We start from the raw sequence: 22856 nt of genomic DNA on the forward strand, positions 1-22856 counted from the left end.
AGCGCGATGCCGCAGCTCAGAACCCCCGGCATCGCGTCCCAGTACGTGTAGGGCCTGTGATGGGTGCCGCCGCTGCCCCGCGGACAGCGAAGGGCCCGGAGCGCAGAGCGCTCCGGGCCCTTCGCCGGTCTCACAGCTACTCACCAGTCATCGCCAGTAGGGCCAGCAGGAGCGGCTGGCGAGGGGTACCAGGGTCTGCAGGCCATTGGCTTCGCTCACGGAGTCCTCGACCAGGTCGACCTGTACACGGTGATCGTCTGTCCGCCAACCTCACGGGTGTACGGACCTGCCCACATCAGCTTTTTCTCACTGGAGTATTTGGCACTGTCCAACATGCCGTTGAAGACGTCCTCGGTGATGTAGCTGTGGTTGTTCCCGTTGCGGATGTCGCTGAGTTTGGCTGCCACATTGGGCGCACGGCCGATAGAGACAAGGTCGTTGTTCCCACGCACACCACCTCGGACAATGAGTGCCGTACCGGTGTCGATACCGACGCAGTGCTTAACCTGAAACCCCCGAGTTACGATCGAGGGCAGATTGGCCTCGACTTTGGGGCGAACAATCTTCGTCACTACATGATTGATCTTGAGCGCGCAGTCAGCGGCGGCCGTGTTCTTGGCACCGCTCATGAAGATTGCCATGACCCGGTCCCCATCGAAACTGCGGATCTCGCCTCCGCACGCCCTGATGACCCTGCAAGTGGCATCGAGATAGGCCCGGATGACTTTGGCTGCGGTTGTGCGGCTGAAGTCCCTGGCCAATCCGGTGGAATCCGCCAAGTCTGCATAGAGGTAAACGGCATTGACCTCGACGGCACCGTTGCCCAAGGCCACGGTGTCGGTGGAGGGGACCGCCGTCCCCTTACGACTGTTCCAGTCGGAACAGACAACCTTCGTGACAGCCGCGCTGATGTCGTCAGCGAGCCCCATGGTGCCCCCCAAGCCTGGGACGAAACAAGAAGGTGAAATCTAACAGGACCTGCTGACAACACGGCAGTTGAGGCAAAATGCGACTGTTTCCACACCCATCACGCGCCCGATTGCGAAGACCGTTCAGTCTGCTGGAAGGGACCGCCTGCTGAGCTCCAGAACCGTGCCTACCTCGCCTGGGCCCTCCGCACACGGCTGGCCCACTCCACCGAACCGCCCCGACTGCCAGGTAGCTCCGCCGGGGGCCGGGCCAAAAATCTCAGGGCCTACACGCACACCAGTGCGATGCCGCAGCTCAGAATCCCCGGCATCGCACCCCAGTGCGTGTAGGGCCTGGGAGCGGTGCCACTGAGCCCCGGACAGCGAAGGACCCCGGGCCGCCCTGCGCCCCGGGGTCCTGCCGCTCTCACCGCCACCGCTCACCAGTCGTCGGGTGCGCTGCCTACCCACGCGATCGGCCGGCCTTCGCTGTTGCGGCCCCAGTGCGGTTCCTCCATCGAGGTCTCGTGCCCGTCGGGCAGAACGCAGATCCGCCCCCAGCGGCCGTGCTTGCCGCCACAGAGCCCGGTGAGCCCGTCCGCGTCGCCCGCCGTCACGGCCTGGTTGTAGCGGTCTTGGAACGGCTGGAGACGGGTGGACAGCTCCATGCCGAGCTCCGTCTCCGCCGCCTTCACCCGGGCCCGCGCCTCCCTCACCCCCGGGTCGGCCAGTACAGCAGTGATGACGTCCTCCGCCTCCGTGAAGGCCCTGGCGCGAGCGTGCCGCCGCACGGCGCCCCGCACCCGCTGCTCGCCGGTCTCCTGGTCGCCAGCGCTCATCACGCCGCTCCCTCCGTGGCCGCCCACTCCAGCCCGAGGCCGGCGAGCGCGGTGAGCTTGTCGACGGTGAGCTTGTCCCGGCGGCTCTTGCTGTTGCTGAGGAGGAAGCCGCGATCCTGCCCTGGATGAGTCCCGCGATGTGAGGGACGGGTGGCGGGAAACCCTGCGGCGATCGGCAAGGTGACCGGGCCGCCTCGAAGCCTGAGCCAGCCCGAGGGCCGTGAGGCAGCCACTTCTTCCTGACCAGTCACGGGACAGGTCTTAGACACCCACGCCTGCAGTGCGTGAGACAGCCCGGCCCACGCGCTTGAGTACTGTCGTCGGCTTCAGTTCCTTCTCCACGCGCAGCAGGTAGCCGGCGGGTGAGGAGGCCACCCGGGTGTCGCGCTCGCGAGCAGTGGCCTGGCGTGCAGCAAGGACGGTGAAGGCTATGCCAGTTCCAACTGCGGTGGCGGTACCTCCCAGCAGCCAGGCCAGTCCGGCCCCGGGCACGGACACCTCCGGTTTGATGGTGAGTGTGGTGAGGATGGTGTCCAGCTTCAGGCCGTTCATCGCCTTGCGCAGCGATTCGAGTGGCCGGGCGAGATGTAGGTCGAACGCTCCCTGGAGGTGCAGCTCGAAGGCGGCACGGTCTGTGACCTCCTGGGTGGCCTCGACCACCTCGGCCGTCGCAGCGTTGACCGCGGTCTCGAAGGCGACGAACTCGTCGGCGTACTGCGTCCTCAGCCGCACGATTTTTTCCACCGGGACATGGCGCAAGTCGGCTGGGAGGACGCACCGCACGGCCATCATGGCCAGCCTGGTCTGAGCCGTCTCGCGGCCGACTGCTGGCGCCGCGCGGCCCAGAAGTGTGTCGGCGATGTGCTCAGCCGACCAGTCGCCGGTGGCGGTGTAGGCGGCCAACTGGTCGGTGACCGGAGCGAAGGCGGTCCTGCGGGCTAGCTCCTGCGTTACTGCGCACTTATATGCCCACGCGAAGGATGGGTCCACTACCACCCACTCCTGGTGGTCCCAGACCCGCTGCCGACAGTCCCGGTAAGCGAGCCCGGCCTCCTCCAGCGCTGCCTCCAGAACTGGGGGCACCTCCTTGGGAAAAAGCCCAGTCAGGTTCCGGGTGCGCGGGTTAGGTACCGGCTCCGAGTGCCAGCGTGAGGTGAACCGGCGTTCCTGCACAGCGGAGCGGGCGCGCAACTCCTCGGCGTTGTCCCGGACCGCCGCGACGAACGCTGGCGCGACGACCTCGATCACCTGCCGCGGATCGGAATCGACGATGAATCCCGACGCTTGGTTGAGCTCTCTCACGACGCCGCGGTCTTGCACGGGGAAGCCGGCCGGCACCACGCGAGCAAGGTGTCGCCAGTACAGCGCCGCCGCCTTCGCCCAGGTCTCGTCTCGCAGATGGACGTACGGGTAGTAGAGCCCGGTCTGCAGCGCCATCGAAAGCCTTCCCCTCGAGCCCGACCAGACGTGATCAGGACCTCACGGAATGTTAAGCGAGGCCATCCTCGCTTCTCCTCCGTCTCCGGAATCTGGCACCGCCAGTGGGCAAGCTCATCGGTTCGGCCGCTTCCCCGGGGTATGTCTTAGCTTGTCATTTATGGTCCGGCGTCGAACGCGGATCGAACTTGGTCTGCGTTTTCGCAGTTCAGCGGACAGGAAGGCGGCCTCCGTCTGATCCAGTGCTCCGTCACAGAGTGGATCAGCGCGAAGGCCGTGACCGTGAGCTTGGTGCACCAGGGCGTCCTGCGGGATGCGTTCGCGGAAGTGTCACACTTCCGGTCGGAGCTTTACGCCTGTCTGACCGCACGGGGCGACGCGTTGCTGTGCACGGGCGGGCCGGTGCGGACGCTGGTCGATCTCGCGCTCGCGCCCGAACACCGCCGTGGGCACGGAGCTCTGTACGGCGGTCTCAACCAGGGCCGGATCGACGTTGCCCGGCTGCGTCGGGCCCTGGCCGGGGTGCCGCTGCCCAGGGCGGCGGACGGCCGGCTCGTGCTGGCGGTGGATGTCTCGCCGTGGCTCCGGCCGGACGCCAACACCAATGCAGACCGGGCCTTTTGCCACACGTTCGGCCGGGGTGAGGGCAAGCATCAGATGGTGCCCGGCTGGCCTTAGAGGCCCCGCTGATAGGCGAGGTTGAAGCACCCCGCGGTGTTGTAGGCGGAGGGCTTGATAATTATGAACGGGCAACGCTCCGTGATCACCGGGGAGACCTGTGCCCGTCCTTCCGTCATGGCTGACCGAGCCGCTGTGGGATCTATCACCCAGACCATCCGCTGGGCTGCCACCGCCCCCGCATCAGTGACCGGATCGTCTTCGACAAGCTGCTGCAGCTGTTGCGGTTCGGCTGTTCCTACCAGGCGATCGCCGACACCACCTGCTCTGCTACCACGATCCGCAACCGCCGCGACGAGTGGATCCGGCTCGGCGTCTTCGCCCGGCTCAAGCAGATCGCGGTGGACTCCTACGACCGGATCGTCGGCCTCGTTCTCGATCAGATCGCCGTCGACGGGTCGATCACCAAAGCCCCCGGCGGCGGCGAGGTGGCCGGGCGCTCCCCGGTCGACCGCGGCAAACAGGGCTTGAAACGCTCCGGTATGACGGACGGGTACGGCATTCCGCTGGGTCGTGTCCTGGCCGGAGCCAACCGCCACGACTTGCCGCTGCTCGCGCCGACCCTGGACCGCCTGGACGACCTCGGACCGTTACCCGAAGGCATCACCGTCCATTTGGATGCCGGCTATGACTCCGATACCACCCGCACTCTGCTCAGCCAACGCGGTCTGCACGGCCGGATCGCGCACAAGGGTGAGAAGGCGCCGATCCAGGCAAGTCAGAGGTGGCACGTGGAGCGCACTCATGCCTGGCAGAACGCCTTCCACCGGCTCGCCCGCTGCTACGAGCGCCGGGCCACCGTTATCGACGCCTTCTTCGACCTCGCCGACACCATCATCATTGTGCGCAGTCTGATCCGCCGAGCCTGGACGGCCCACCGGTGGGACACACGCCCCCGACGCCGACCATGAGCACACGCCTGCTTGCCGGCCTCTCAGTCAGCCACGATGGCAGCCCAGGTACAGGTCTCCCCGAATACAGGAGTCGGTGCGGACAAGCGGGCCACTGAGCCACCCGGTGGTCACCAGATGTCCGGGGTCGATATCGCCCGGCTGAAGTCGCCAGCCCGCAGCGCCTCGGTGGGGGTCGACCAGTGCATCCAGCCGCCGTCGCCACCGATGTGCCACTCGTTCCGTGAGGACAGCTGGAGCAGGTGGTGGTGAAGGTTTGGGTCTTCGCCGTCCGGCATCCACGGCGAGGATCCCGTCGGGAATGCCGGCCAGCCGAAGGCGATGTCCTCGGAGCCGAGCGCGCCAGGTCGTTGCGGCCACTCGGTGAGTAGGTCCTCTATGTGTATACCGGGCATGAGCCTGGCCATGTCGTCGGCCTCGGGTCCCAGTTCGAGGGTGTCATAGGCCCGGTCCCAGGGATCAGGGAAGGCGAACCCGGGCGATGCCACCCACGAGACCGGCGCGAAGACGCTCGACCGAGCGGGCGGAGTTGTCTCGACGGCGTGCGCGGAGCGTGCCGCGATCACCCTTCCCACCTGTGGTTCGTTTCCGACGAACTTGGCCGCCAGCGCGAAGGCGGCGGGGTCGCACTGCTCGGAGTCGCTGTCGAGGTAGAAGAAGTTGAGCAGGCCCGTCCCGGCTGGGAGGAGGTCACCGAGCCAGGGGGCCAAGGCATCGGTGTCGAGGATGGCGAGCAGGCTCAGCGGAAAGCCCTCGAAGGCCGGCCAGGGCGTGCCCGGTTCGAGTAGCGCCCGGCCGCCGAATCGACTGTGCCCGGCAGCCTCGCCCGGCCCAGCTGCGGTGAGCGCGAAACCGGGCCGGGCGAGGGCGACGAAGCGGGCGGCGAGTTCTGCGCCGAGACGTTCGGCGCAGAACTCGCGCAGTTCGGAGAGCGTGGTCTCAGGGTCCATCCCGGCATTCAAACACCCACCTGTGACAGGCGGGACAGCCGTTTCCCTCAGACCGCACCCAGCGGTGGCACGCCGAGCCCCCATGCCTGGCAGAACGTCTTGCGCCGACTCGCCCGCTGCTATGAACGCCGGACCAATGTCATTGAAGCCTTCTCCGACCTCACCGGCACCATCATCACCGTGCGCAGTCTGATCCGCCGAGCCTGGACCACCCACCACTGGGATACACGCCCCTACCAGCCACCTATCTGCGCGACTACTTACTCGGTGGTGGCCGCGTTGGAGACCGTCCGCACGTCCTGGACGGCGGTGCTGGACGCGGTGCGCCTGGACCCCGGCGCCGACGTCGCTGCGGTGACCACGGTCCAGCTCCGCGAGGTCGTCGAACGGCTCGTCGCCGCCGGCCAGTGGAAGCAGGGCGACCCCAACGTCCTGGTCGTGCTGGACGCCGGATACGACGCGCCCCGCATCGCTCACCTGCTGGGCGACCTGCCCGTCGAGATCCTGGGCCGACTGCGGTCGGACCGGGTGATGCGCCGGCCGACGCCCTCGCTCAAGGAGTACGCCCTGTCCTATTCCCAGGGCGGGCGACCGCCGAAGCACGGCGGCGAGTTCGTCTTCGGCGACCCGGCCACCTGGGGCACCGAGCAGGCCGTGACGGTCACCGACACTCGCCGCTATGGGAAGGCGACCGCGCAGGCGTGGGACCGGCTGCATCCGAGGCTGACACGTCGGGCGGCCTGGCTCGATCACGATGGCCCGCTGCCTCTCATCGAGGGCACAGTCATCCGTCTGGTCGGGGAGAAGCTGCCCAGCGGCGGGGTCAACAAGCCGGTCTGGCTGTGGTGGTCGGGCACCGACGCCACCCCGGGCGACGTGGACCGCTGCTGGCAGTCCTTCCTCCGCCGCTTCGACATTGAACACACATTCCGCCTGTTCAAGCAGACGCTCGGATGGACCAAGCCCCGGCTTCGCAGCTCGGAAGCAGCCGACCGGTGGACCTGGCTGGTGATCGCCGCCTATGCCCAGCTCCGGCTCGCCCGCCCGCTGGCCGCTGACCTCCGGCGCCTCTGGGAGAAGCCAGCCGAGCCGAACAGACTCACTCCCGCCCGCGTCCGACGGGGGTTCAGGAACCTGCGCACGAAGACCGGCACTCCTACCGGTGCACCGAAACCGTCCCGCCCTGGACCTGGCCGTCCGCCGGGCTCAAAGAATCGTCACCCCGCCACCCGTCATGACGTGGGCAGAGTCCTCGCAACCGGCGCGGCGTATACCCGTCCCGCCCATCGCAAGGTGGGCACCAAGCCGCGCCGCACAGTGTGAACCCGCAGCTCACGCCACCTACGACAACCGATGCACCTCCCACCAGGCAAAATGAGCGACATGGTCAACGACGGGAACACCAGCTTCGTGCTGCCGCGGGGGGCGACAGGTTTCTTCTGGCCGAAGGAGGGCCCGCTCCCCAAGACCGACCTGCGGGCGTTCCGCACCGCTCTGTATGCCGCTGCCCGCGGCGCCGGAGGCAAAGTGGGCGAGGTGGAGGAACAGGCATACCCGCGGACCTTCCACACCGCATCGGTCGTCGGAGGCGCAGGCGAGAGCATCGTCCTATGTCACGGTCATCACCCCTGGATCGCCTTCGCCCAGACACGTCGGAACTGGTACGGGGAGGAGTTCCTCGCACCGCCTCCGTGGGCTCATGCCTTTACCGACGCGGGCTTCGTCGTCCTGAGCAGCGAGTTGCTTGCCACACCGCTTTCCAACGTGGACACCTCAGTGCTCGGGCCGGGCGAGTGGCGTGAGGTCCGCTTCTACAGCATCACGACGTTGGGCGGAGTCCTCTTCAACGCATGGGACTGACAAGCTTAGCCCGGACATCGAACTCGCGGCGGCTGCGCAGAACCGGCCCTGTGGGCAGCGCAGGTGCGGGTTCACCGGATCGGATGCCAAGTGGCCTCCGGGGGCGACCTCCTGGGCGAAGCCCAAGGTCCCGATGGTCTGACTCGCCGGTTGTGCTCGTGGTTGCTCTCTGGCGAGACACCGCCGCCCCCGATCTCCCCCGTGGAGATCGGGGGCACTTTCGTCGCTTCCCGAGGAGAATCCCGCCATGGATGCAGGAGTTGCGGCCGTCGTCGGTGCGGCCATTGGTGGAGGCCTGGCCGGGTTGACGGCCACTGGGACGAGCTGGTTCAACCTTCGAGTGGCCCGGCTTCAGCACAAGGCACAGGAAACAGAGGCCGCTCGCCAGCGGCGCTTCGAGAGCCTGCGAGAGAGACGGGAACCGAGGTCTCAGGCATATGCGGACCTGGTTGATGTGGTCCAGGAGCTCCTTGATCTCTTTCGTGCGGTGTCGCAAGAAGAGGCGCACGCCCGGATCGACGAACTCAACGACTCTGCGCGGAAACGCCGCGCAGTCGTGGCACTGGCAGGGCCTGAGAACGTTGCGCGCGCCGCTGCGGAGCTTTCCCGCACGGTAGCAACGTTGAGGAACCGGGTCCTGCATCAGGACTCACATGCGCAGAGGACCGTTCTCGCCGTACAGGACTCCTTGGAAGCATTCACCGACGTGGCCCGCGCTGCCTTGGAAGACGACGGCACCGGCCACCCGCTGACCTAGGTTCTGTCTGGAATTCGGATCACGAGTTGCGAACCGGTCCTGAGCGCGCCGGATAACGCTGCCATCAGCCGCAAACGGTGGCGGTCCTACTCCAGGCGTCATTGGTAGCAGCCTGGGTGCCCGGCCGAACCTATGGGCCCCACGGCGGGGACGGCCCCGTTGGTCCTGACGGGGGCAATCGCCCCTGATCAGACATAGAAGCCCCCGGCAGCGCTCGGTGCAGGAGCAGCCGCCGGGGGCTGCACGTCGCCCAGGCCCCCGGGGAAGGCGCCGGGAGACGGCTCCACGAGGTGTCTGTCGCCTATTTCGGGTTGGCGGCCGTTCGTTCCTGCCCGGAGGCGTCTCGGCGCCACTCGCGGCAGCCGGTGCCCCGGCAGGGCGGTCCGGAGTGGTTGGAGTAGGCGGTAGCGGTGCTGTACTGCGGGTGGTCCGGGCCCAGGACGCACTGCTCCCACGCGGCCCGCCCATCGCTGGACAAGTGCGCACCGCCAACCAGCCCGTATCCACCGGATTTGAGCTGGTGCCACGTTAAGAGGTGTAACGACACCGGTTCCTCGCGTATACCTTCCCGTCTCGCTCACCGCGCTCGGTCCATCCGGCAGTGCCGGACCGACACGACTTTGTCGAGGCTGCTCCCACCCTCCCCATTGATCCCTGGGTCAGGCTGCCTCCAGCTTCATCCCGCCGCTACGACGGCGGGAAGATGGATGGTCTTGCACCTCCATTCGGAAACAGCAGCGCCTCGTGGCGCACTTGCAGTCGTAGCAGAGCAGACCTTCTCCGAACTAAGCCGTCACGCCGATTGATGACTTGTGTAGCCTCCGGTCGGTGGAAACGGGACTGAACGCAGACGACTGGTTGGCGGATACGCGGACGTCTTACGACACCCTCGCTGCAAGCTACGCAAAGCTGACACGTCACCTCTTGGACGAAACACCCGAGGAACGCGCGGTCCTGGCCCTGTTTGCCGACCTGATGCGTGCCCAAGGCGGCGGGCTGGTCGCGGACGTGGGGTGCGGGACAGGCAGGATCACAGGACACCTGCGGAACCTTGGCCTGGATGCGTTCGGCATCGATCTGTCACCTGGAATGATCGATGTGGCCCGTCGTGAACACCCCGGTGTGCGGTTCGATCTCGGTTCCATGACGGACCTCGCCTTGGCCGACGCCTCCGTGACTGGCCTGGTCGCCTGGTACTCACTGATCCACATTCCTGACGACGAGATCAGCTCGGTTCTTTCGCATTTCCGTCGAGTGCTGCGGCCCGGTGGGCCGTTGCTGCTCAGCTTCCATGTCGGCGATGAATCGCGGTTGAAGACTGAGGGCTATGGCGGCCACCCGATGAAGGTCTATGTCCATCGCCGGCAGCATGACCAAACGATTGAGTGGCTGAGCGAAGCTGGCTTCGCCGTCGAGACGCACAAGACTCTCACCTCTGCCGAGAGCAAGCTGGGAGGGATCATCCTCGCGCGTCGTCAACCTTGATCGGCTCCGCCAGTCGCGTGGCGGAACCGATCAGGTGGTCCATGCGGCGATCTCGCCGAAGGTTGGCAGGCCCAGATGGATGACTGAGTGCTTGAGAGCGGCATCGAGCTGGCTCGGAGAGCACGAACGGAGGCGCGGCGAGCCCGCGTGCACACCCGGCTCACCTCCGCTCGCGCGGAGAGCACGGGTCAGGGAGAGCCAGCCTGGTGTAGGCCAACGGCTCACCTCCGCTCGAGCGGAGGTGAACCGAAGGTGGAGCCGGAGACGATCATCCCGGTGTCGTGCTCTCCGGGCGAGCGGAGGTGAGCCGTGGGCGGTATGGGGCATGGCTCGTCGGTGTGCGTGTTGGCGCTCTCTGCCGTCCGGACCGTGGCACTCGTGCTTGGTGGTGGCCGATGGATGGGCGGTGATCCGTTATGTCCCTGGTCGGCGGGCTATGGAGCCTCTACGCCCTGCTGGGCCGGTTTTTGGGCCGCGAACTGTCCGCTGGAGCGAAGGTGTTGGGTGACGACTACCGTGCGCAGCACCGTGCCTTCCAGGTCCTGTTCCCGCCGCCAGGCGTCGTCATCGAGGCCGGCATCGTCGGCATCGAGGCCGGCATCGTCGGTACGGCGATCGACCGGCGGCTGCGGCTGGCCGTCACCGTGGCCGTGCCCGTCGTCGACGCTTCCCTGATTGGCATTGCCCTGTCGGGCGGGATCGGTGGCCGCGGTGCCGGCCTTTGGATACGCGTTGCCGGTAACGAACTTGCGGTGCGGCTGACTGAGACGGTGCGCTGCCTGGATTTCGGCAACAGGAATGAGCCGATCGGCTACGGCCAGGGCGAAGAGGTGGAACTGGCCTGCATGTTCATCGCTGCGGCTTGGTACCAGGTCCCTTGCCCGTACCCCGATCGGCTTCGCTTTCACTCCGCTGGTCAAGGCCGCCCTCGAGGGCCCCGGCGCGTTCACGTTCACGCGGCTGCTGGAGCTCCCGGACCGCGACTTTTGGTGGCTGAACGTCACCAACCAGCTCCCTGCAGCCGCCCAGGGCCTCCTGGAGGCTCTGCGCGCCCACACCAGGCCCGAGGACTGCGTCGGTGGGCCGACGTTCGCCGGCGTCCAGATCACTGCCGACGCCGACGCCGACGCCGACGTCGTCGTCGATGGTCCGCTCCTCGACTTCAAGAGCGCCCGCCACCGGCTGAAGGAGATGTCGCAGCGCACGGCATGGCAGCTGACCGGTTACCTGCTGCTTGATGCCGCCGACCGGACCGGATCGACACGGTCGGCCTCTACCTGTCCCGCTCCGGAGTCCTCACCTCCTGGCCCGTCAACGACTACCTCGCCCTGCTGGGCACCTGCCGCCGCGACCTCACCGAGCTGCGCGGCGTGTTCGGGAAACTCCTCGCCGGATGCCGGATGCCGGGGCCAGGCCGATGGCCGGTACTTCGGCACGGAGGATGAGACCGAGCGCGTCCGTCAGCTGCTGGAGCGCCTGGTACCGGTCGCTGGGCCCGGCTGTTGCCCGGTGTGCACCCAGCCGCTACCCCGTAGCCACCCGCCGGCCCCGGAAGTTCTGCACCGTCTGGTGCCGCGACCGGGACAAGGTCCTGCGTTGCCGCGGGCTGATGCCCGGCGGCCTTCGCCCGCTACTCCTTGCCCCTCGCGAGTAGCGCCTGGACCTCCGAGGCGACGCGGCGGTTGTGAGCCTCAGAACCCGAATCCTCAGGTAGACGGCACATTGTGTGAGGGGCCGTCGCCTGCAAGGCTTTCCCGGGCGTCGGTGCTCGGCGGGCGGCTGGCGAACTCCCCCGTCTCTACGTCAGCCTTCCGGGGTGCCCATGGTCCCGAAGGTCTTGCGCATCAGCGCGTCGATGGTTCCCGGCTTGTCGACCAGGGAGTCGAAGAGGTCCGCGAGCAGCCACAGCACGAAGCCGTGGACCATGGCCTCCTTGGGCTCGATCGTCCCGAACCGGTCGCGCCAGGCCACGGTGTCCATGCCCATGGCGGCAGCCATGAGGACGCCGGTGGCCATCGGCACCTGCTCCGGGTCGGCCAGCTCGAAGGAAGGCAGCCGACGGATCACGGCAGGGATGAGGTCGTTGAGCGGATCGAGCTGCTCCCCGCCTCCGGGCGACTCAGCGATCAAGTACCCGGTCAGCACCCCCACCAGGAACACCGTGCCCCGGGAGGCTTCCTCACGCCCGAGGGAGTCCATCGCCGCCTTCACCCGCTGCTGCGCCTCCTGGCGCTCCTTGGCGGGCGTCCGCTTCTCCAGGACCCGGTAGGTGTCCCAGGCCGCACGGACCGCCTCATCCATCACTACGCCGTCGCTGCTCATGAAGGCGACCGTAGGCGAGACGTCTTGATCCGCGAAGACCGGCACCGGTATCACGCACAGCCGTGTCCGCTCCGGTGACCGTCTGGATGATCAGGGCTGTCGCGTGGAGGGGGTGTGCCACCGTGTCCAGTCGGGCGGTGAGGACGTCTGCTGGTGTGTGGTCACGTCCTCGCGCGGACGGTGCGCCGCTCGTTGTCGAGGCCCTTGCTTCGGCTGTGCAGAGCTTGTTGTTCTGGGGCTGCCTGTCCGTACGGGATGTGCCGCTGCTAACGCTGGGAGGGGGTTTTGTTGGTGTGCGGCGAGGCGGCTGGTTTGGGGTGTTGCTGGTTCGCTGAGAGGGGGGATTGGCGGCTCGGACAGCCGCCCTCCTTGTGGCCTGTGAATGGGTGCGCCGGTGGCATCGGATGGGCGTCAGCAGGGGTGGGAGAGCTCTTCCTGGTCAGAGGGCATCGTAGTAGTGATCATGACTGTCGCGCGGTGACCAGGTTGCTGCCGCCGGATGCCCATCATGGGGCTGACCGGCTGCCATGGGCGTGCCTGTTCACAGCGGTTCGGCTGTGACGAACCACGCGACCGCGCGCGAGCCCGCCTGTGGTCACTGACTTCTTTCGCGCACTCCTGGACCGATTTTCCTAGCTGCTCCGTTGGATCGGGCGTGTGCCGCATCGCGCACTCGGTCAGAGAGCATGGGTTTAATCGATCCCTGGATGAGTTTTCTCGCTATTCACCCCCGCCCAGCGACACCACTGTGAACTCTTCGGTCTGGTCCTGTTGACGGTCGCTACGCCAGTGCCGCCACCGGGAGGCGACATACGCCCTGCGCTCGTCGCTGATCAAGGGAACAGTTTGCAAGGCGGATTCGGGGTTGGATACGGCCCTGAAGAGATCGGACATGACGGGGTGGGTGGTAAAGGTCGGGGGGAGCCCTTTTAGAATCCAACTGTTGTCCTTTCTGGTTAAGGTGACATATCCTTCTGCATCTTGAGCTGGTTTGAGCATGTCAAAAGTATAGAAACTTTCATTGCTTCGGCGCATGTGGTCCCGCTTTGAGCGCATGTAGTCATGGTCGGGATGGGGAGAGGTTCCTGAACGGAACTCAGCGTCGCGCCCATAGATAAGAACGTACTGGGGTTCGAGTACACGGCGGTTGAATTCTGGTGCATAGGTCTTGAGGAAGACCGACTGGTTATCGGGTTGTGAGAACCAGACTTTCCATTCCACCAATTGATCGAGTGCTTCCGTGAGTTTGGCAGTTGGTGTTTGGGTTCCTGGGCTGAACCAGGGCTTTGAGGGACTTTCGATCTCGATGCAGATGGGGCGCACATTAGCGGTGTCTCTGCGGACCCACATGAAGTCAGGAATGCGACGCCTGCCCAAGCCCTGGAGCTCGGGCAGGCTGATGACCGACCACAGGACGGGGCCATGGTGTCCAGCGCCGACGTCGTCAGCCGCTCCTGGTAGGAGGCATGGGTGTGCCTCCAGAAAACGCTGTGCATCTACCTCGGAGCAATTCGAGGACAGGAGTTTTCCCCATTCATGTGCAAGCCAGGTGGTATATGTTTTCCAATCCGTTGCTCGGGGGCGAGTCGGATCGTCACTTGCTCTGACGGTGTTGAAAACCATCCTTGAATCACTCCGGACGTGTTCGTAGGATCGCAACTTGGCGACCTAGGTAGTTAGATGCATCGTGGTGTGTTCGTCTGTTCTTCATGGACCGGTACGTGTAGCAGTTCCTTCCACCTTTATGCCCAGGTCATGCCCAGCTTCCGTAGCGCGTCCAGTGTCCAGGGGCGGTTTTTCTGATCAGTGGGTCGTGGTTTGGCCTGGGCTGATCAGTTTGGTGTCTGTTGGTGGTAGCGCTTCAAGTTCCGGTCGTGAGGGCCGGTGATGGAGGCGATGAGGGCGTGGGCTGTGTGCTGAGCTGGGACTTGGGGCCTTGACCCCTGATGTTGGACACACGAGACACTGGATCCTGAGGATCTGAGGACGGATATCTCGTGGTCATGAAGAACTACCCGCCGGAGTTCAAGGCGGACGCGGTCGCGCTGTACGAGTCGCGGCCGGAGCGAGTCGTCCGCGAGGACGGCGGACGCAGGAACCGGCTCAGCCGCCGGCCCCGCTGGAGGCTGAGAACGCGGCCTTGCGGAAGAAAGTCCGTGAGCTGGAGGAGGAACGCGAGATCCTGCGGAAGGCCGCCAAGTATTTCGCCGGGGAGACGCGCTGGTGAACCGCTTCCTGCGTGTCGCCGACCTCCAGCGCCGTTACGGCGTGAAGCGGCTCTGCAGCATCCTCGGCGTCAGCCGCTCGAGCTTCTACTACTGGCGCCGGACAGCCACGGACCGGGCCGCCCGGGAGGCGGCCGACGCGAGGCTGGCTGCCCGGATACGGGCGGTGCCTCAGGAATCGGACGGCACTTACGGAGCCCCGCGGATCACCGCCGAACTTCGCGAGACGAGTGGTGCGGCGGTCAACCGCAAGCGAGTCGCCAGGATCATGCGGGCGTCGGGTATCGAAGGAGTCCGGTTGCGCCGCCGGCACCGCACCACCGTCCCCGACCCGGCCGCGGCCAAGGCGCCGGACCTGATCGGCCGCGACTTCACCGCGGACGAGCCGAACACGAAGTACGTCGGCGACATCACCTACCTGCCCATCGGCGGCGGGAGATTCTGCTATCTGGCGACCGTCATCGACCTCGCCTCGCGCCGCCTGGCCGGCTGGGCGATCGCCGACCATATGCGCACGGATCTCGTCACTGACGCCCTGGCAGCGGCGATCCGCACCCGAGGCAGCCTCGCCGGATCGATCATGCACACCGACCACGGAGCCCAGTACACGAGCAGGGCCTTCGCCCAAGCCTGCAGGTCAGCAGGGGTGCGGCAAAGCATGAGCGCGGTCGGTTCCAGCGCGGACAACGCACTCGCCGAGTCTTTCAACGCGACCTTCAAACGCGAGACACTCCAGGAACGAAAGAGCTGGCCAGGCGAGCGCGAGGCCCGACTCGACGCTTTCAGATGGCTCCACCGCTACAACACCCGACGCCGACATTCCCGCCTCGGACAACGATCACCGATCGCCTTCGAGAACACCTTCCACCTCACACCAACTACGCTGGCGCCAGCCGCATAACCCGTGTTCAGGATTCGGGGTCAAGGCCCGCCTGCGCCTGGCCTCCGCTTCGCACAGGCGGCTACTCACCAATTGAGATGACTTCTTAACGCGCACACCCACCCGATCATGGTGACGAACACACGCTTCACCGCGCACGCGGAGAAGGCGGCAGCCAGGTAAGGAATCGCGTTGGTGGACAGCATGGCGCTGCGGCTGCGGCCCCGGCGGAGCCCACGCATACCGCGACTGCAATATTCGCGGGCTTCAGACAGGGGCTGCATAGCCAGTTCTACAGGGTTAGCCGCAAGCGCCATCAGGTCCTGTCAGAGGTGCCTGCTAGACTGTCAAAGACAGTGATTGAGAAAGGTTTTGAGGAACAGTCAGGGCCTCCCAGGAGAGCATCTGACGGGTCGACAGGAGGCTCCTTCTTGGTGTACACTAAAAGGAGAAAGACAGCGAGACCCACCGTAAATTCAGCACCACTCGAATCATAGCCACACCCGTATCTTGCGCCGGAGGTCGACACCCTCCGGCATATTTGTGCCCTAAAACAAACACGATGAGTAAACTAAGGATTACTATGAGTAATAAAAGTCAGAACACCACAGACCAGACCGCAGAATCGAACCAGGGACAGCACGACAACCCCTGCCGGCCCCGCCGCACAGTCAGGCAGCTGCTAAATTGCGGCGTTAAGGGAATCAACTTCTTCGGCAACGTCATCAGAATTATTCAGTTCTTCGAGGACCTATCATAACTACTAGGCATCTCAGTGAGGCCCGTGAATGCCACGAGGCCATTTTTTTTGCCCTGAACCAGAAGAAACAGACACGAGATTCCTCCGTATACCCGCAAAACACAGGAGAGATGCCCACCAACGAAAAACAACTAAAGGAGGCCCCTCCAAAAAATTAATTGGCAATCTTGATGCGTCATCCAGTTTGAGACTCCCATTGTTAGAGGTGTCATTCTTAAGATTGGAGGGGTGGTTAGTTGGTGCAGGGGGTGGGGTGTGGTCTGGGGTTGTGCCGGTTTTTGTGGGTGGTTTGGCGGGTGTTGGACGGAGTGTCTGGGTGTAATGGCTCGGGCGTTTTTTGCTTTTGGAAGGCGTTTTGCCTGGTCAGGCGTTTTTGGGAGGACGGTGGGGGGGTTGGCGGGTGGGGCGTCGTTGTTGTTCGGTGTGGTGGTCGAGGGTGATGGCCTCGAGTGAGTTCTTGGTGATTTTCTCGGTGCCGTCGTGGATGGCGGTGATCGCTGCTTGGCGGATGGGCGGTGTGAGGGCGCTGATGCGGCCTGCGGTGCGCTGGTGGAGGTAGCTGGTGAGGCGGGGGAGGGTGCCAGGGCGGTGGGCTTGTAGGTCGAGGGCGTTTTCGATGCCGGTGACCAGGTCGCGGAAGGGGTGGGTCGTGCCGTGGCGGGCGGGTAGGGGCCCGGCGTGGATGAGGGTGGCTCTGGCGGCGAGTTGAGCGCCGCGGATTCCGCTGAACAGGGGTGTGGTGGTGACGTCGATGCCGGCGTAGACGAAGGTCGCGTGGATGCGTTCGGTGAAATCTTTCAGGAGGTCGGCTGCTTCGGCGCCGTTGGTGGTGCGGGGGTTGAGGCGGTGGATTTCGTCGATGAGGACCAGGCGGGTCCCGGTGTGGTTGTAGGTGTGGCAGACGGCGTCGGTGATCTGGGTGGTGGTCATGCGGGTGGTGGTGGGGATGCCGAGGTAGCGGGCGAATTCGGCGGTGAGGGTTTCGGCGCTGGCGCCGGGGGGGACCAGGACGTACGCGACGGGAACCTGCACATGCCCGAGGCCGGGGGGTGCGGGGTTGCGGTGGGTGTGGGCGAGGTGGCAGGCGCGTCCGACGTTCAGGAGCGCGGTGGTCTTCCCGGCAGCCGGGGGGCCGGTGACGATCAGGGAGGGGCGGGCGGTGTGCTGCTGATGGCGGCCCAGGATTATCAGGGTGCGTACCTGGGTGGTCAGGGTGTCGATAGCCGGGGTGCGCAGGGTGACGAACGCGGAGTGGTAGGCCAGGCGCGCTTCGGTGGTGCGGGGCGGGTCGCCGGGCTGCGGCGGGGCTGGGGGAGGAGAGGTGGCGAAGTGTTGCCAGCCCTGCCAGGTTGTCACTGGCCACTGCGGGTCGTCGCCGGCGGCTTCCCTCACGCTGTTCGTGCTGCTGTTTTCTGTGTGGATGCTGGCGGCCGGCGCCGGGGCGTGGTTCACCATTTCAGGGCCTCCGTCGCCGGGTCGTAGAGGCCGTATCCGGTGTGTGGGGTGTGGCTGTCGGCGCCGTCGTCTTCGATGGTGTTCTCGTCCGGGCTGTCGTCGAGTTCGTCGAGGCTGTCGTGGTCGGTGGTGGGCCCGGTCCGGTCGGCGTCGGGGTCGGGTTCGCCCTGTCGGCCGGGCTCGTGCGGTCCGGCCGGCAGGGCACGGGTGGAGGCGGTGCGGGCCAGGAGGTGCTGTTCGACGCGGGTCGCGGTCTGGTTGCGGGCGCGGCGCATGAGCTGGTCGAGGGCGTCGGCGAGGTCGGCTTCGCGGGAGTCGTAATCGTGGCCGGTGTAGTGAGTGATCGTGGTGCGGATGTGGTTCCAGGTGTTTTCGTTGAACGGGTGATGGGTGTGGTCGCGGTGGATCCACGGGATCTCGGTCAGCTGATCGTCCGGGAGGCGGACCCAGATCTGCCGCAGGTCGTGGGGGTTGATGTGGACCTCCCATTTCCCGCCGCGGGCGGCGACGAGGGAGGCATGTCCTCGATGGGGGGCGAGGAGGTCGTGGTCGTAGGTGCGGTGGTGGATGCGGATGCCGCGTTCGGTGATGGCCTGCCAGCGCACGGGCAGCAGTTCGAGGTAGTCGGTGGCGGTCAGGGGGAGGGGGACGTGACCGGCGACGCAGACAAGCGCGGCCCACATCTGGTTGGGGGGGCAGGGCGGCCCGGGGCAGGACGGGGTGACGCAGCCTTCATGAGGGCGCATGTGCCAGTGGACGAGCCATTCGTCGAGGGTGTCCTGGAGTTGGGTATCGGCTGAACGGCTTCGTCACGGCCGCTTGGCCGACGCAAGTCAGCAGCTACGTCCAGCGTGGGCATGGAATCTGCCGCTTGCCGGGCGAGACGGTGCAGCGGGTTGTCGATCAGCGCCAACTGGTTCGCGATCTTTTGAATGCCTCCCAACGGATCTGCCTCAACCGGCACGGAGTCTGCCGGGGTGCCCGCGTGGTCGGGCGACACTCGCAGCCGGATGGTCATGAGACGTCCCGGGGCGAGGCCCGTTGCCGTCGCGCAACCGGACCACTGCCCCGTACAACCTCCGCATGACTTCGTATGTCTGATCGTTCGGCGCGTACTGGATTCGTGCCGCTCGACCCTTCGGAGGATTCCTTGATGCCGTACACCCCACAGCGGCGCCTCGCTGCCGCTGTGATCGCCGTCCTCGCGATCACCGCAGGCGCTGGCCTGACCGCCCCTGTGGCTGCCGCGGCGCCGGGCGGCAGCGCGGTCATCGCTCGGGCGGAGCAGGACGGCGTCATCCCCATTCCGGCGGGCTCCGCGCTTTACGGCGTCGGATCGACCGGGTTCCTCACCGGATCCAACGATGCGAACGGTACGTACCGTTACCGTTGGACGCGTCTCGCGGACGGCGCCACGACAGAGCTGGCGGGCCGAGCATACGGATCTGCCTCGGACACCGTTCTCGTCGCGGAAGGGGACGCCTACGTCCTGTACGACATGGCGGGCGGCGGCAAACCCGTGCGCATCGCACGGACCTCTCTGGACAGCAGCGAGAAGTTCTACCGAATCCTCGGCTCCACCCTCCTCATGACTGCCGACAACACGGCGGGTGGCACCGATCTGCATCTGGTCTCCGTGAGGAACGGCGAGCTGACGGACCGGAAGGTGGCCGGCCTGCCCCTTTCCGCCACGGAAGTCCTCGCGGACACCGACTCCCCTTCCGGCACCGCTCTCCTCCGATACAAAACGCCGACCGGTCCGGGGATCGCCCTGGTGAGCATCGCCACGGGCACCGTGCTGGAATCTCGTGAGTTTCCCGCGTCCACGCTGCTGAGCGACATCGCCGCTTCGGAGACATACATCGCCTGGGCCGACTTCACTCGCGGAACGGGCGCGGCGCTGTCCCTCGCCGCGCGCGGGTCCGACGACGTGCAGCGCACCGAAGCGGGCGAGGACGATCTCTCCGTCGACCTGCTGAACGATTGGATGTTGTCCGCGCGCCGGGACGGCGCCACGGCCACCTCCCCGGGCCCCCGTATCGCGCTCAGCGCGCGATCCACGAAGACCGGCTCGACCGTCCACCTGATGGACTACGCCAAGACGTTGCTTCCCTCGCCCGACGGGACTCTTCTGGCACAGGGCGGAACCCTGGAGCACGGAGAGGGGTTGTACCGGATCGCGCTCAACGACGAGGGCGCACCCGTAGCCACACTCGTCGCCAGTACCGGCGAGCCGACCGCGCTCACCCTCCGGAGCGTCAACGTCCCCAAGGTGATCGACAGTGACCAGGCGTTCACTCTTGGTGTCGCCCTGGGTGCGAACGTCAGCCGGGACAGCGTGAGTCTCGACGTCGAGCTGACCCATGTGGCCTCCCAGCGGCAGTGGACCGCGCGGGGGCGGTCGGTCGGATCGGGCGGGATGGTGGCCCCCGCGACCGTCGTTGTCCACTGGGACGGCGAGGTCGAGCCTCGGGCGGACGAGCGGACCAGGTATGTGGCCGCACCCAACGGCACCTACACGTATCGGATGAAGATTGCCCCTCTGAACGGCGTCGGCCCGGCCGTGGAAACCACCGGTACGTTCACCGTGGCCCGCAAACCCAAGCCCCACGACTTCAACGACGACGGCACGCCGGACCTGCTGGGCATCGACTCCGCGGGGCGGCTGAACCGGTACGGCACCGTCCTCGACCCGTTTCCCGGGGTGCTCTGGACGGGGCGTTCGGTGATCGGAACTGGCTGGAACATCTATGACTGGCTGGGGGCTCCAGGCAACCTTGGCGGTACGGCCCACGGGGACGTGCTGGCACGCGACAGGAGCGGAGCCCTCTGGTTGTATGAGGGGACCGGCGCACCCGACAAGCCGCTCGGGCCGCGCAGGCAGGTCGGCCACGGCTGGGGCATCTACAACAAGCTCGCCGCGGGCAGCGATGTCAATGGCGACGGTCGGCCCGACCTACTCGCCACCGACAAGTCCGGTGTCCTGTGGCTGTACAAGGGCACCGGGAACGCCAAGGCGCCCCTGTCGCCCCGGGTGAAGGCCGGCACGGGAGGCTGGGGAATCTACAATCAGATCACCGCTCCCGGCGACCTGGGCGGCGCCAAGGCGGGCGATCTGCTCGCCCGCGACTCGGCGGGCGTGCTGTGGCTGTATCTCGGCAAGGGAGACGGAACCTTCGCCGCCCGAACCAGGGTCGGCGGTGGCTGGAACGTGTACACCCGCCTCATCGGTATCGGCGACTTCATGAACGACGGACATCCCGACCTCATCGCCTACCAGCCGGGCCACACCCCCTTCCTCTACAGAGGCCGTGGTGACTGGCGCGTCCCCTTCTGGAAGCGCGTGGACACGTTCAACTCACTGAGCCCCGCCCCCGGCGAGTTCACTCAGCTCTTCTGACACGGCACTTGCCCGAGACGTTGGGAGGAAGCCGCGCGGCGGGCTCCTGGTGTCGCCACCGCCACTTGCCACGTCGTCGCCCGGGGCGATGTAGGGCAGGACGCCGTCGGCGTCGACGAGGTCCGCGAGGACGCGGTAGTGCCGCTGCCAGTCCAGCGGCCACGGGCAGTCCCAGTCCGCGTGATCGCGGTCAGCTGCGCCGCGCGCTGTGCCGCCCGCTTCGGGTCCTTCCCGAGGCCGCCCCTTCCGCCGGAGGTTGGCCGTGTGCTGCCCGCTGGGCACCACGCCTTCGCGCCGTTGGCCCCTCGCCGCGTCCTGCCGCGGCGTGAGGTGCCCGGTGGACCGCCGGTAGGAGCGGAGCGCGGCGAGCCTGTTCTCCCACGCCTCCTCTCCCGGCTCCCACACCATCCCGGCCTCCGGGGTAGGCAACAGGGTCTTGCGCCGTTCCTCCGCATACCCGCCCGCAGGACTTTGCGGTGCTGTCTTCCGGTTCCGGGGAGGGGGCTCGTTGTCGCGCCGCCGTGTCGCAGTCGGCATTCAGGACTGATCGGGTTCGTCCGGGTCCTCCGCATCGTCTTCCTGCAGCAGACCGCCGTCGTCCTCTTCGGCCGGGTCCGCCAAGGATCGGGAGAGGCCGGCGAACAGAGTGGGTGGAATCGCGCCGAGGCCAAGGTTGTTGCCGAGCCCGTAATCGATCATGGGCGGGGCCAGTGCCGGATTGGTGAGACCGGCATTCTTGAGAATCGCGGTGATCCCGGCGGTGGCGCCGAATGTGTTCGGTGGAAAGAGGTTGCCGATGTTGCCGACGGCCAGATTCAGGCCGGGGATGCCGAGGGCCGCTTGTCGCGCCAGGCCGGCGTCCCTGAGGAGACCGGGGACGCCGGGGTTGAATTTCGGCAGGGACGCAGCGACCTGGTCGGCGATCAGGCTGCGCACCTGGCCGATAGCACCGATCTTCGGCAGGGACCTGGACAGGTGCTGGGCCACGGCCTCTTCGGCTGAGGAGTGCCGCTCAGCGCATTCCGTACGGCTCGCCGGGACGTAGTGTGAACCCGCTTCTTGAGGCGCTGGAGTATTTCGAGGCTCGCTGCGTCGGAGGTGTCCGGTGGGCAGGGGGCGGCAGTCTTGAGCGCCGTGAGGCTCTCGGCTTCGCCTGACGAGAAGAGAATCTTCATCTCCCACGTGCACGCGGTGAACTGGGCCTCTGAGCCGTCACTGTCACTGGCGATGCCGTACAGCAGCCATTGTGCGTTCGCCGTGTACCAGACGTCGTCCCCGATCTTGTGCCCCGTGACGTCGTCGACGCTGAGCAGATCAGCTTCGGGAGGACTCACCCACGCAGACCACGACACCAGGGTCTCGTCGGCACCCAGTCCGTCGAAATCGACCGGGGAACTGAGATGCTCCATCGCGGTCTGTGCGACCCGCGACCGCACGGGACGTGGCCGCAGGAGCTCGCTCGCAGCATGCACCGGACCGCGGCCACACAGCTACGAAGGTCAGTCACCAGCCGCCCTTGTCGGTCTATGACGACCTGACCGGCCCCCCTTCAGCACGAAGCCGAGCAGCAGGAAATCGTGTTGGGCGAGCTGGCCTCCACCCGCATCCGCAACACGGCCAGCCGGCTGGGTGCGGGCGGTCAGGACTCAGAACATCCCGGCGGCCCGCACCCCAGTTACTGCGAGGAAAACGACGCCGAGGACCCCGAAGATGCCTCGCATGACGTCCGGCGAGAACCTTGGATCAACCCCGCCACCAGGCGAGCGCTGAACAATCACGTCATACACGCGCAGTCCAACATTGCGATAGTCGAGCGCGATAACCGTCGCGCCAGCACCCACGGCGCCTCCCCAGACCAAGCTCAGCCAGTCACCCATGGATTACGCCTCCCCGACAAATTGCCCCGGATACAGGGTCCCAGACCCTGCCCTGTCCATCCACGAGGACAATGGCTGGTGCACCAACCCCTGTACCACTCAGGGCTTCGGC

General features: G+C 66.3%; 16 protein-coding genes and 6 pseudogenes. 9 read left to right on the plus strand and 13 right to left on the minus strand.

Annotated features, from left to right (window positions below; translation table 11 throughout):
• Positions 1-215: 215 nt before the first annotated feature.
• The 4 genes from ACFYPA_RS29280 to ACFYPA_RS29295 form a co-directional block, all read right to left on the minus strand.
• Positions 216-929 carry an adenylate/guanylate cyclase domain-containing protein gene (locus ACFYPA_RS29280; protein ID WP_389135221.1) on the minus strand — a complete coding sequence of 238 codons (714 nt, stop codon included), beginning with the start codon at positions 927-929 and terminating at the stop codon, positions 216-218.
• A 419-nt stretch (positions 930-1348) separates the two neighbouring features.
• Positions 1349-1747 carry a hypothetical protein gene (locus ACFYPA_RS29285; protein ID WP_389135223.1) on the minus strand — a complete coding sequence of 133 codons (399 nt, stop codon included), beginning with the start codon at positions 1745-1747 and terminating at the stop codon, positions 1349-1351.
• Complete coding sequence (locus ACFYPA_RS29290; protein WP_389135225.1) at positions 1747-1998, minus strand: hypothetical protein; 252 nt, start codon at positions 1996-1998, stop codon at positions 1747-1749. Before ACFYPA_RS29290 ends, ACFYPA_RS29285 begins: the two co-directional genes overlap by 1 nt.
• A 10-nt stretch (positions 1999-2008) precedes the next feature.
• A complete protein-coding gene (locus ACFYPA_RS29295; RefSeq protein WP_389135227.1) occupies positions 2009-3184 on the minus strand; it encodes a DUF6236 family protein in 1176 nt (391 codons plus the stop codon).
• Positions 3185-3466: 282 nt separating this feature from the next.
• On the opposite strand from ACFYPA_RS29295, the pseudogene ACFYPA_RS29300 reads away from it, so the two are divergent.
• A pseudogene (locus tag ACFYPA_RS29300) lies at positions 3467-3859 on the plus strand (transposase); the annotation flags it as partial.
• Positions 3860-3962: 103 nt separating this feature from the next.
• Positions 3963-4773 (plus strand): annotated as a pseudogene (locus tag ACFYPA_RS29305) (IS5 family transposase).
• A 110-nt stretch (positions 4774-4883) separates the two neighbouring features.
• On the opposite strand, the gene ACFYPA_RS29310 reads toward ACFYPA_RS29305, so the two are convergent.
• Positions 4884-5723 (minus strand): DUF1963 domain-containing protein, encoded by an 840-nt coding sequence (locus tag ACFYPA_RS29310; RefSeq protein WP_389135228.1) that lies wholly within the window; start codon positions 5721-5723, stop codon positions 4884-4886.
• A gap of 53 nt (positions 5724-5776) precedes the next feature.
• Between ACFYPA_RS29310 and ACFYPA_RS29315 the strand changes: the two are divergent.
• The 5 genes and pseudogenes from ACFYPA_RS29315 to ACFYPA_RS29335 all read left to right on the plus strand — a co-directional run.
• Positions 5777-5969, plus strand: a pseudogene (locus tag ACFYPA_RS29315) (IS5/IS1182 family transposase); the annotation flags it as partial.
• A gap of 15 nt (positions 5970-5984) precedes the next feature.
• Positions 5985-7046 (plus strand): annotated as a pseudogene (locus ACFYPA_RS29320) (transposase); the annotation flags it as partial.
• Between the two features lie 60 nt (positions 7047-7106).
• The gene (locus ACFYPA_RS29325) at positions 7107-7583 is read left to right on the plus strand and encodes a hypothetical protein (RefSeq protein WP_389135230.1); all 477 of its coding nucleotides are present in this window, start codon (positions 7107-7109) and stop codon (positions 7581-7583) included.
• A gap of 247 nt (positions 7584-7830) precedes the next feature.
• Positions 7831-8340 carry a hypothetical protein gene (locus tag ACFYPA_RS29330; RefSeq protein WP_389135231.1) on the plus strand — a complete coding sequence of 170 codons (510 nt, stop codon included), beginning with the start codon at positions 7831-7833 and terminating at the stop codon, positions 8338-8340.
• An 840-nt stretch (positions 8341-9180) separates the two neighbouring features.
• Positions 9181-9825 carry a class I SAM-dependent DNA methyltransferase gene (locus ACFYPA_RS29335; RefSeq protein ID WP_389135308.1) on the plus strand — a complete coding sequence of 215 codons (645 nt, stop codon included), beginning with the start codon at positions 9181-9183 and terminating at the stop codon, positions 9823-9825.
• Positions 9826-10259: 434 nt separating this feature from the next.
• Here ACFYPA_RS29335 and ACFYPA_RS29340 read toward each other — a convergent pair whose 3' ends face one another.
• The 3 genes from ACFYPA_RS29340 to ACFYPA_RS29350 all read right to left on the minus strand — a co-directional run bounded on the left by ACFYPA_RS29340 (position 10260) and on the right by ACFYPA_RS29350 (position 13770).
• Positions 10260-10745, minus strand: coding sequence for a hypothetical protein (locus ACFYPA_RS29340; protein ID WP_389135232.1), 486 nt, complete (start codon positions 10743-10745; stop codon positions 10260-10262).
• 883 nt (positions 10746-11628) lie between these two features.
• A complete protein-coding gene (locus ACFYPA_RS29345) occupies positions 11629-12147 on the minus strand; it encodes a hypothetical protein (RefSeq protein ID WP_389135234.1) in 519 nt (172 codons plus the stop codon).
• A gap of 720 nt (positions 12148-12867) precedes the next feature.
• The gene (locus ACFYPA_RS29350) at positions 12868-13770 is read right to left on the minus strand and encodes a Shedu anti-phage system protein SduA domain-containing protein (RefSeq protein WP_389135237.1); all 903 of its coding nucleotides are present in this window, start codon (positions 13768-13770) and stop codon (positions 12868-12870) included.
• Between the two features lie 409 nt (positions 13771-14179).
• Here ACFYPA_RS29350 and ACFYPA_RS29355 point away from each other — a divergent pair.
• A pseudogene (locus ACFYPA_RS29355) lies at positions 14180-15273 on the plus strand (IS3 family transposase); the annotation flags it as partial.
• 1102 nt (positions 15274-16375) lie between these two features.
• On the opposite strand, the gene ACFYPA_RS29360 reads toward ACFYPA_RS29355, so the two are convergent.
• Together ACFYPA_RS29360 and ACFYPA_RS29365 are read right to left on the minus strand one after the other, a co-directional pair.
• Positions 16376-17368: a TniB family NTP-binding protein gene (locus ACFYPA_RS29360; protein WP_389135310.1), complete on the minus strand. Its 993-nt coding sequence runs from the start codon at positions 17366-17368 to the stop codon at positions 16376-16378.
• Between the two features lie 92 nt (positions 17369-17460).
• Positions 17461-18150 (minus strand): Mu transposase C-terminal domain-containing protein, encoded by a 690-nt coding sequence (locus tag ACFYPA_RS29365; RefSeq protein WP_389135240.1) that lies wholly within the window; start codon positions 18148-18150, stop codon positions 17461-17463.
• Positions 18151-18620: 470 nt separating this feature from the next.
• Between ACFYPA_RS29365 and ACFYPA_RS29370 the strand changes: the two genes are divergently transcribed.
• Positions 18621-20867 (plus strand): FG-GAP repeat domain-containing protein, encoded by a 2247-nt coding sequence (locus tag ACFYPA_RS29370; protein WP_389135243.1) that lies wholly within the window; start codon positions 18621-18623, stop codon positions 20865-20867.
• Between the two features lie 78 nt (positions 20868-20945).
• Here ACFYPA_RS29370 and ACFYPA_RS29375 read toward each other — a convergent pair.
• From ACFYPA_RS29375 to ACFYPA_RS29385, 3 genes and pseudogenes are all read right to left on the minus strand, one after another.
• Positions 20946-21349: pseudogene (locus ACFYPA_RS29375) on the minus strand (helicase associated domain-containing protein); the annotation flags it as partial.
• Positions 21350-21404: 55 nt separating this feature from the next.
• Positions 21405-21854 (minus strand): hypothetical protein, encoded by a 450-nt coding sequence (locus ACFYPA_RS29380; RefSeq protein ID WP_389135245.1) that lies wholly within the window; start codon positions 21852-21854, stop codon positions 21405-21407.
• A gap of 659 nt (positions 21855-22513) precedes the next feature.
• On the minus strand, positions 22514-22744 hold the full coding sequence (locus ACFYPA_RS29385) for a hypothetical protein (protein WP_389135247.1): 231 nt from the start codon (positions 22742-22744) through the stop codon (positions 22514-22516).
• Positions 22745-22856: the final 112 nt, after the last annotated feature.

Origin of the sequence: Streptomyces sp. NPDC005775, assembly GCF_042871565.1 — a bacterium.
Classification (GTDB): domain Bacteria; phylum Actinomycetota; class Actinomycetes; order Streptomycetales; family Streptomycetaceae; genus Streptomyces.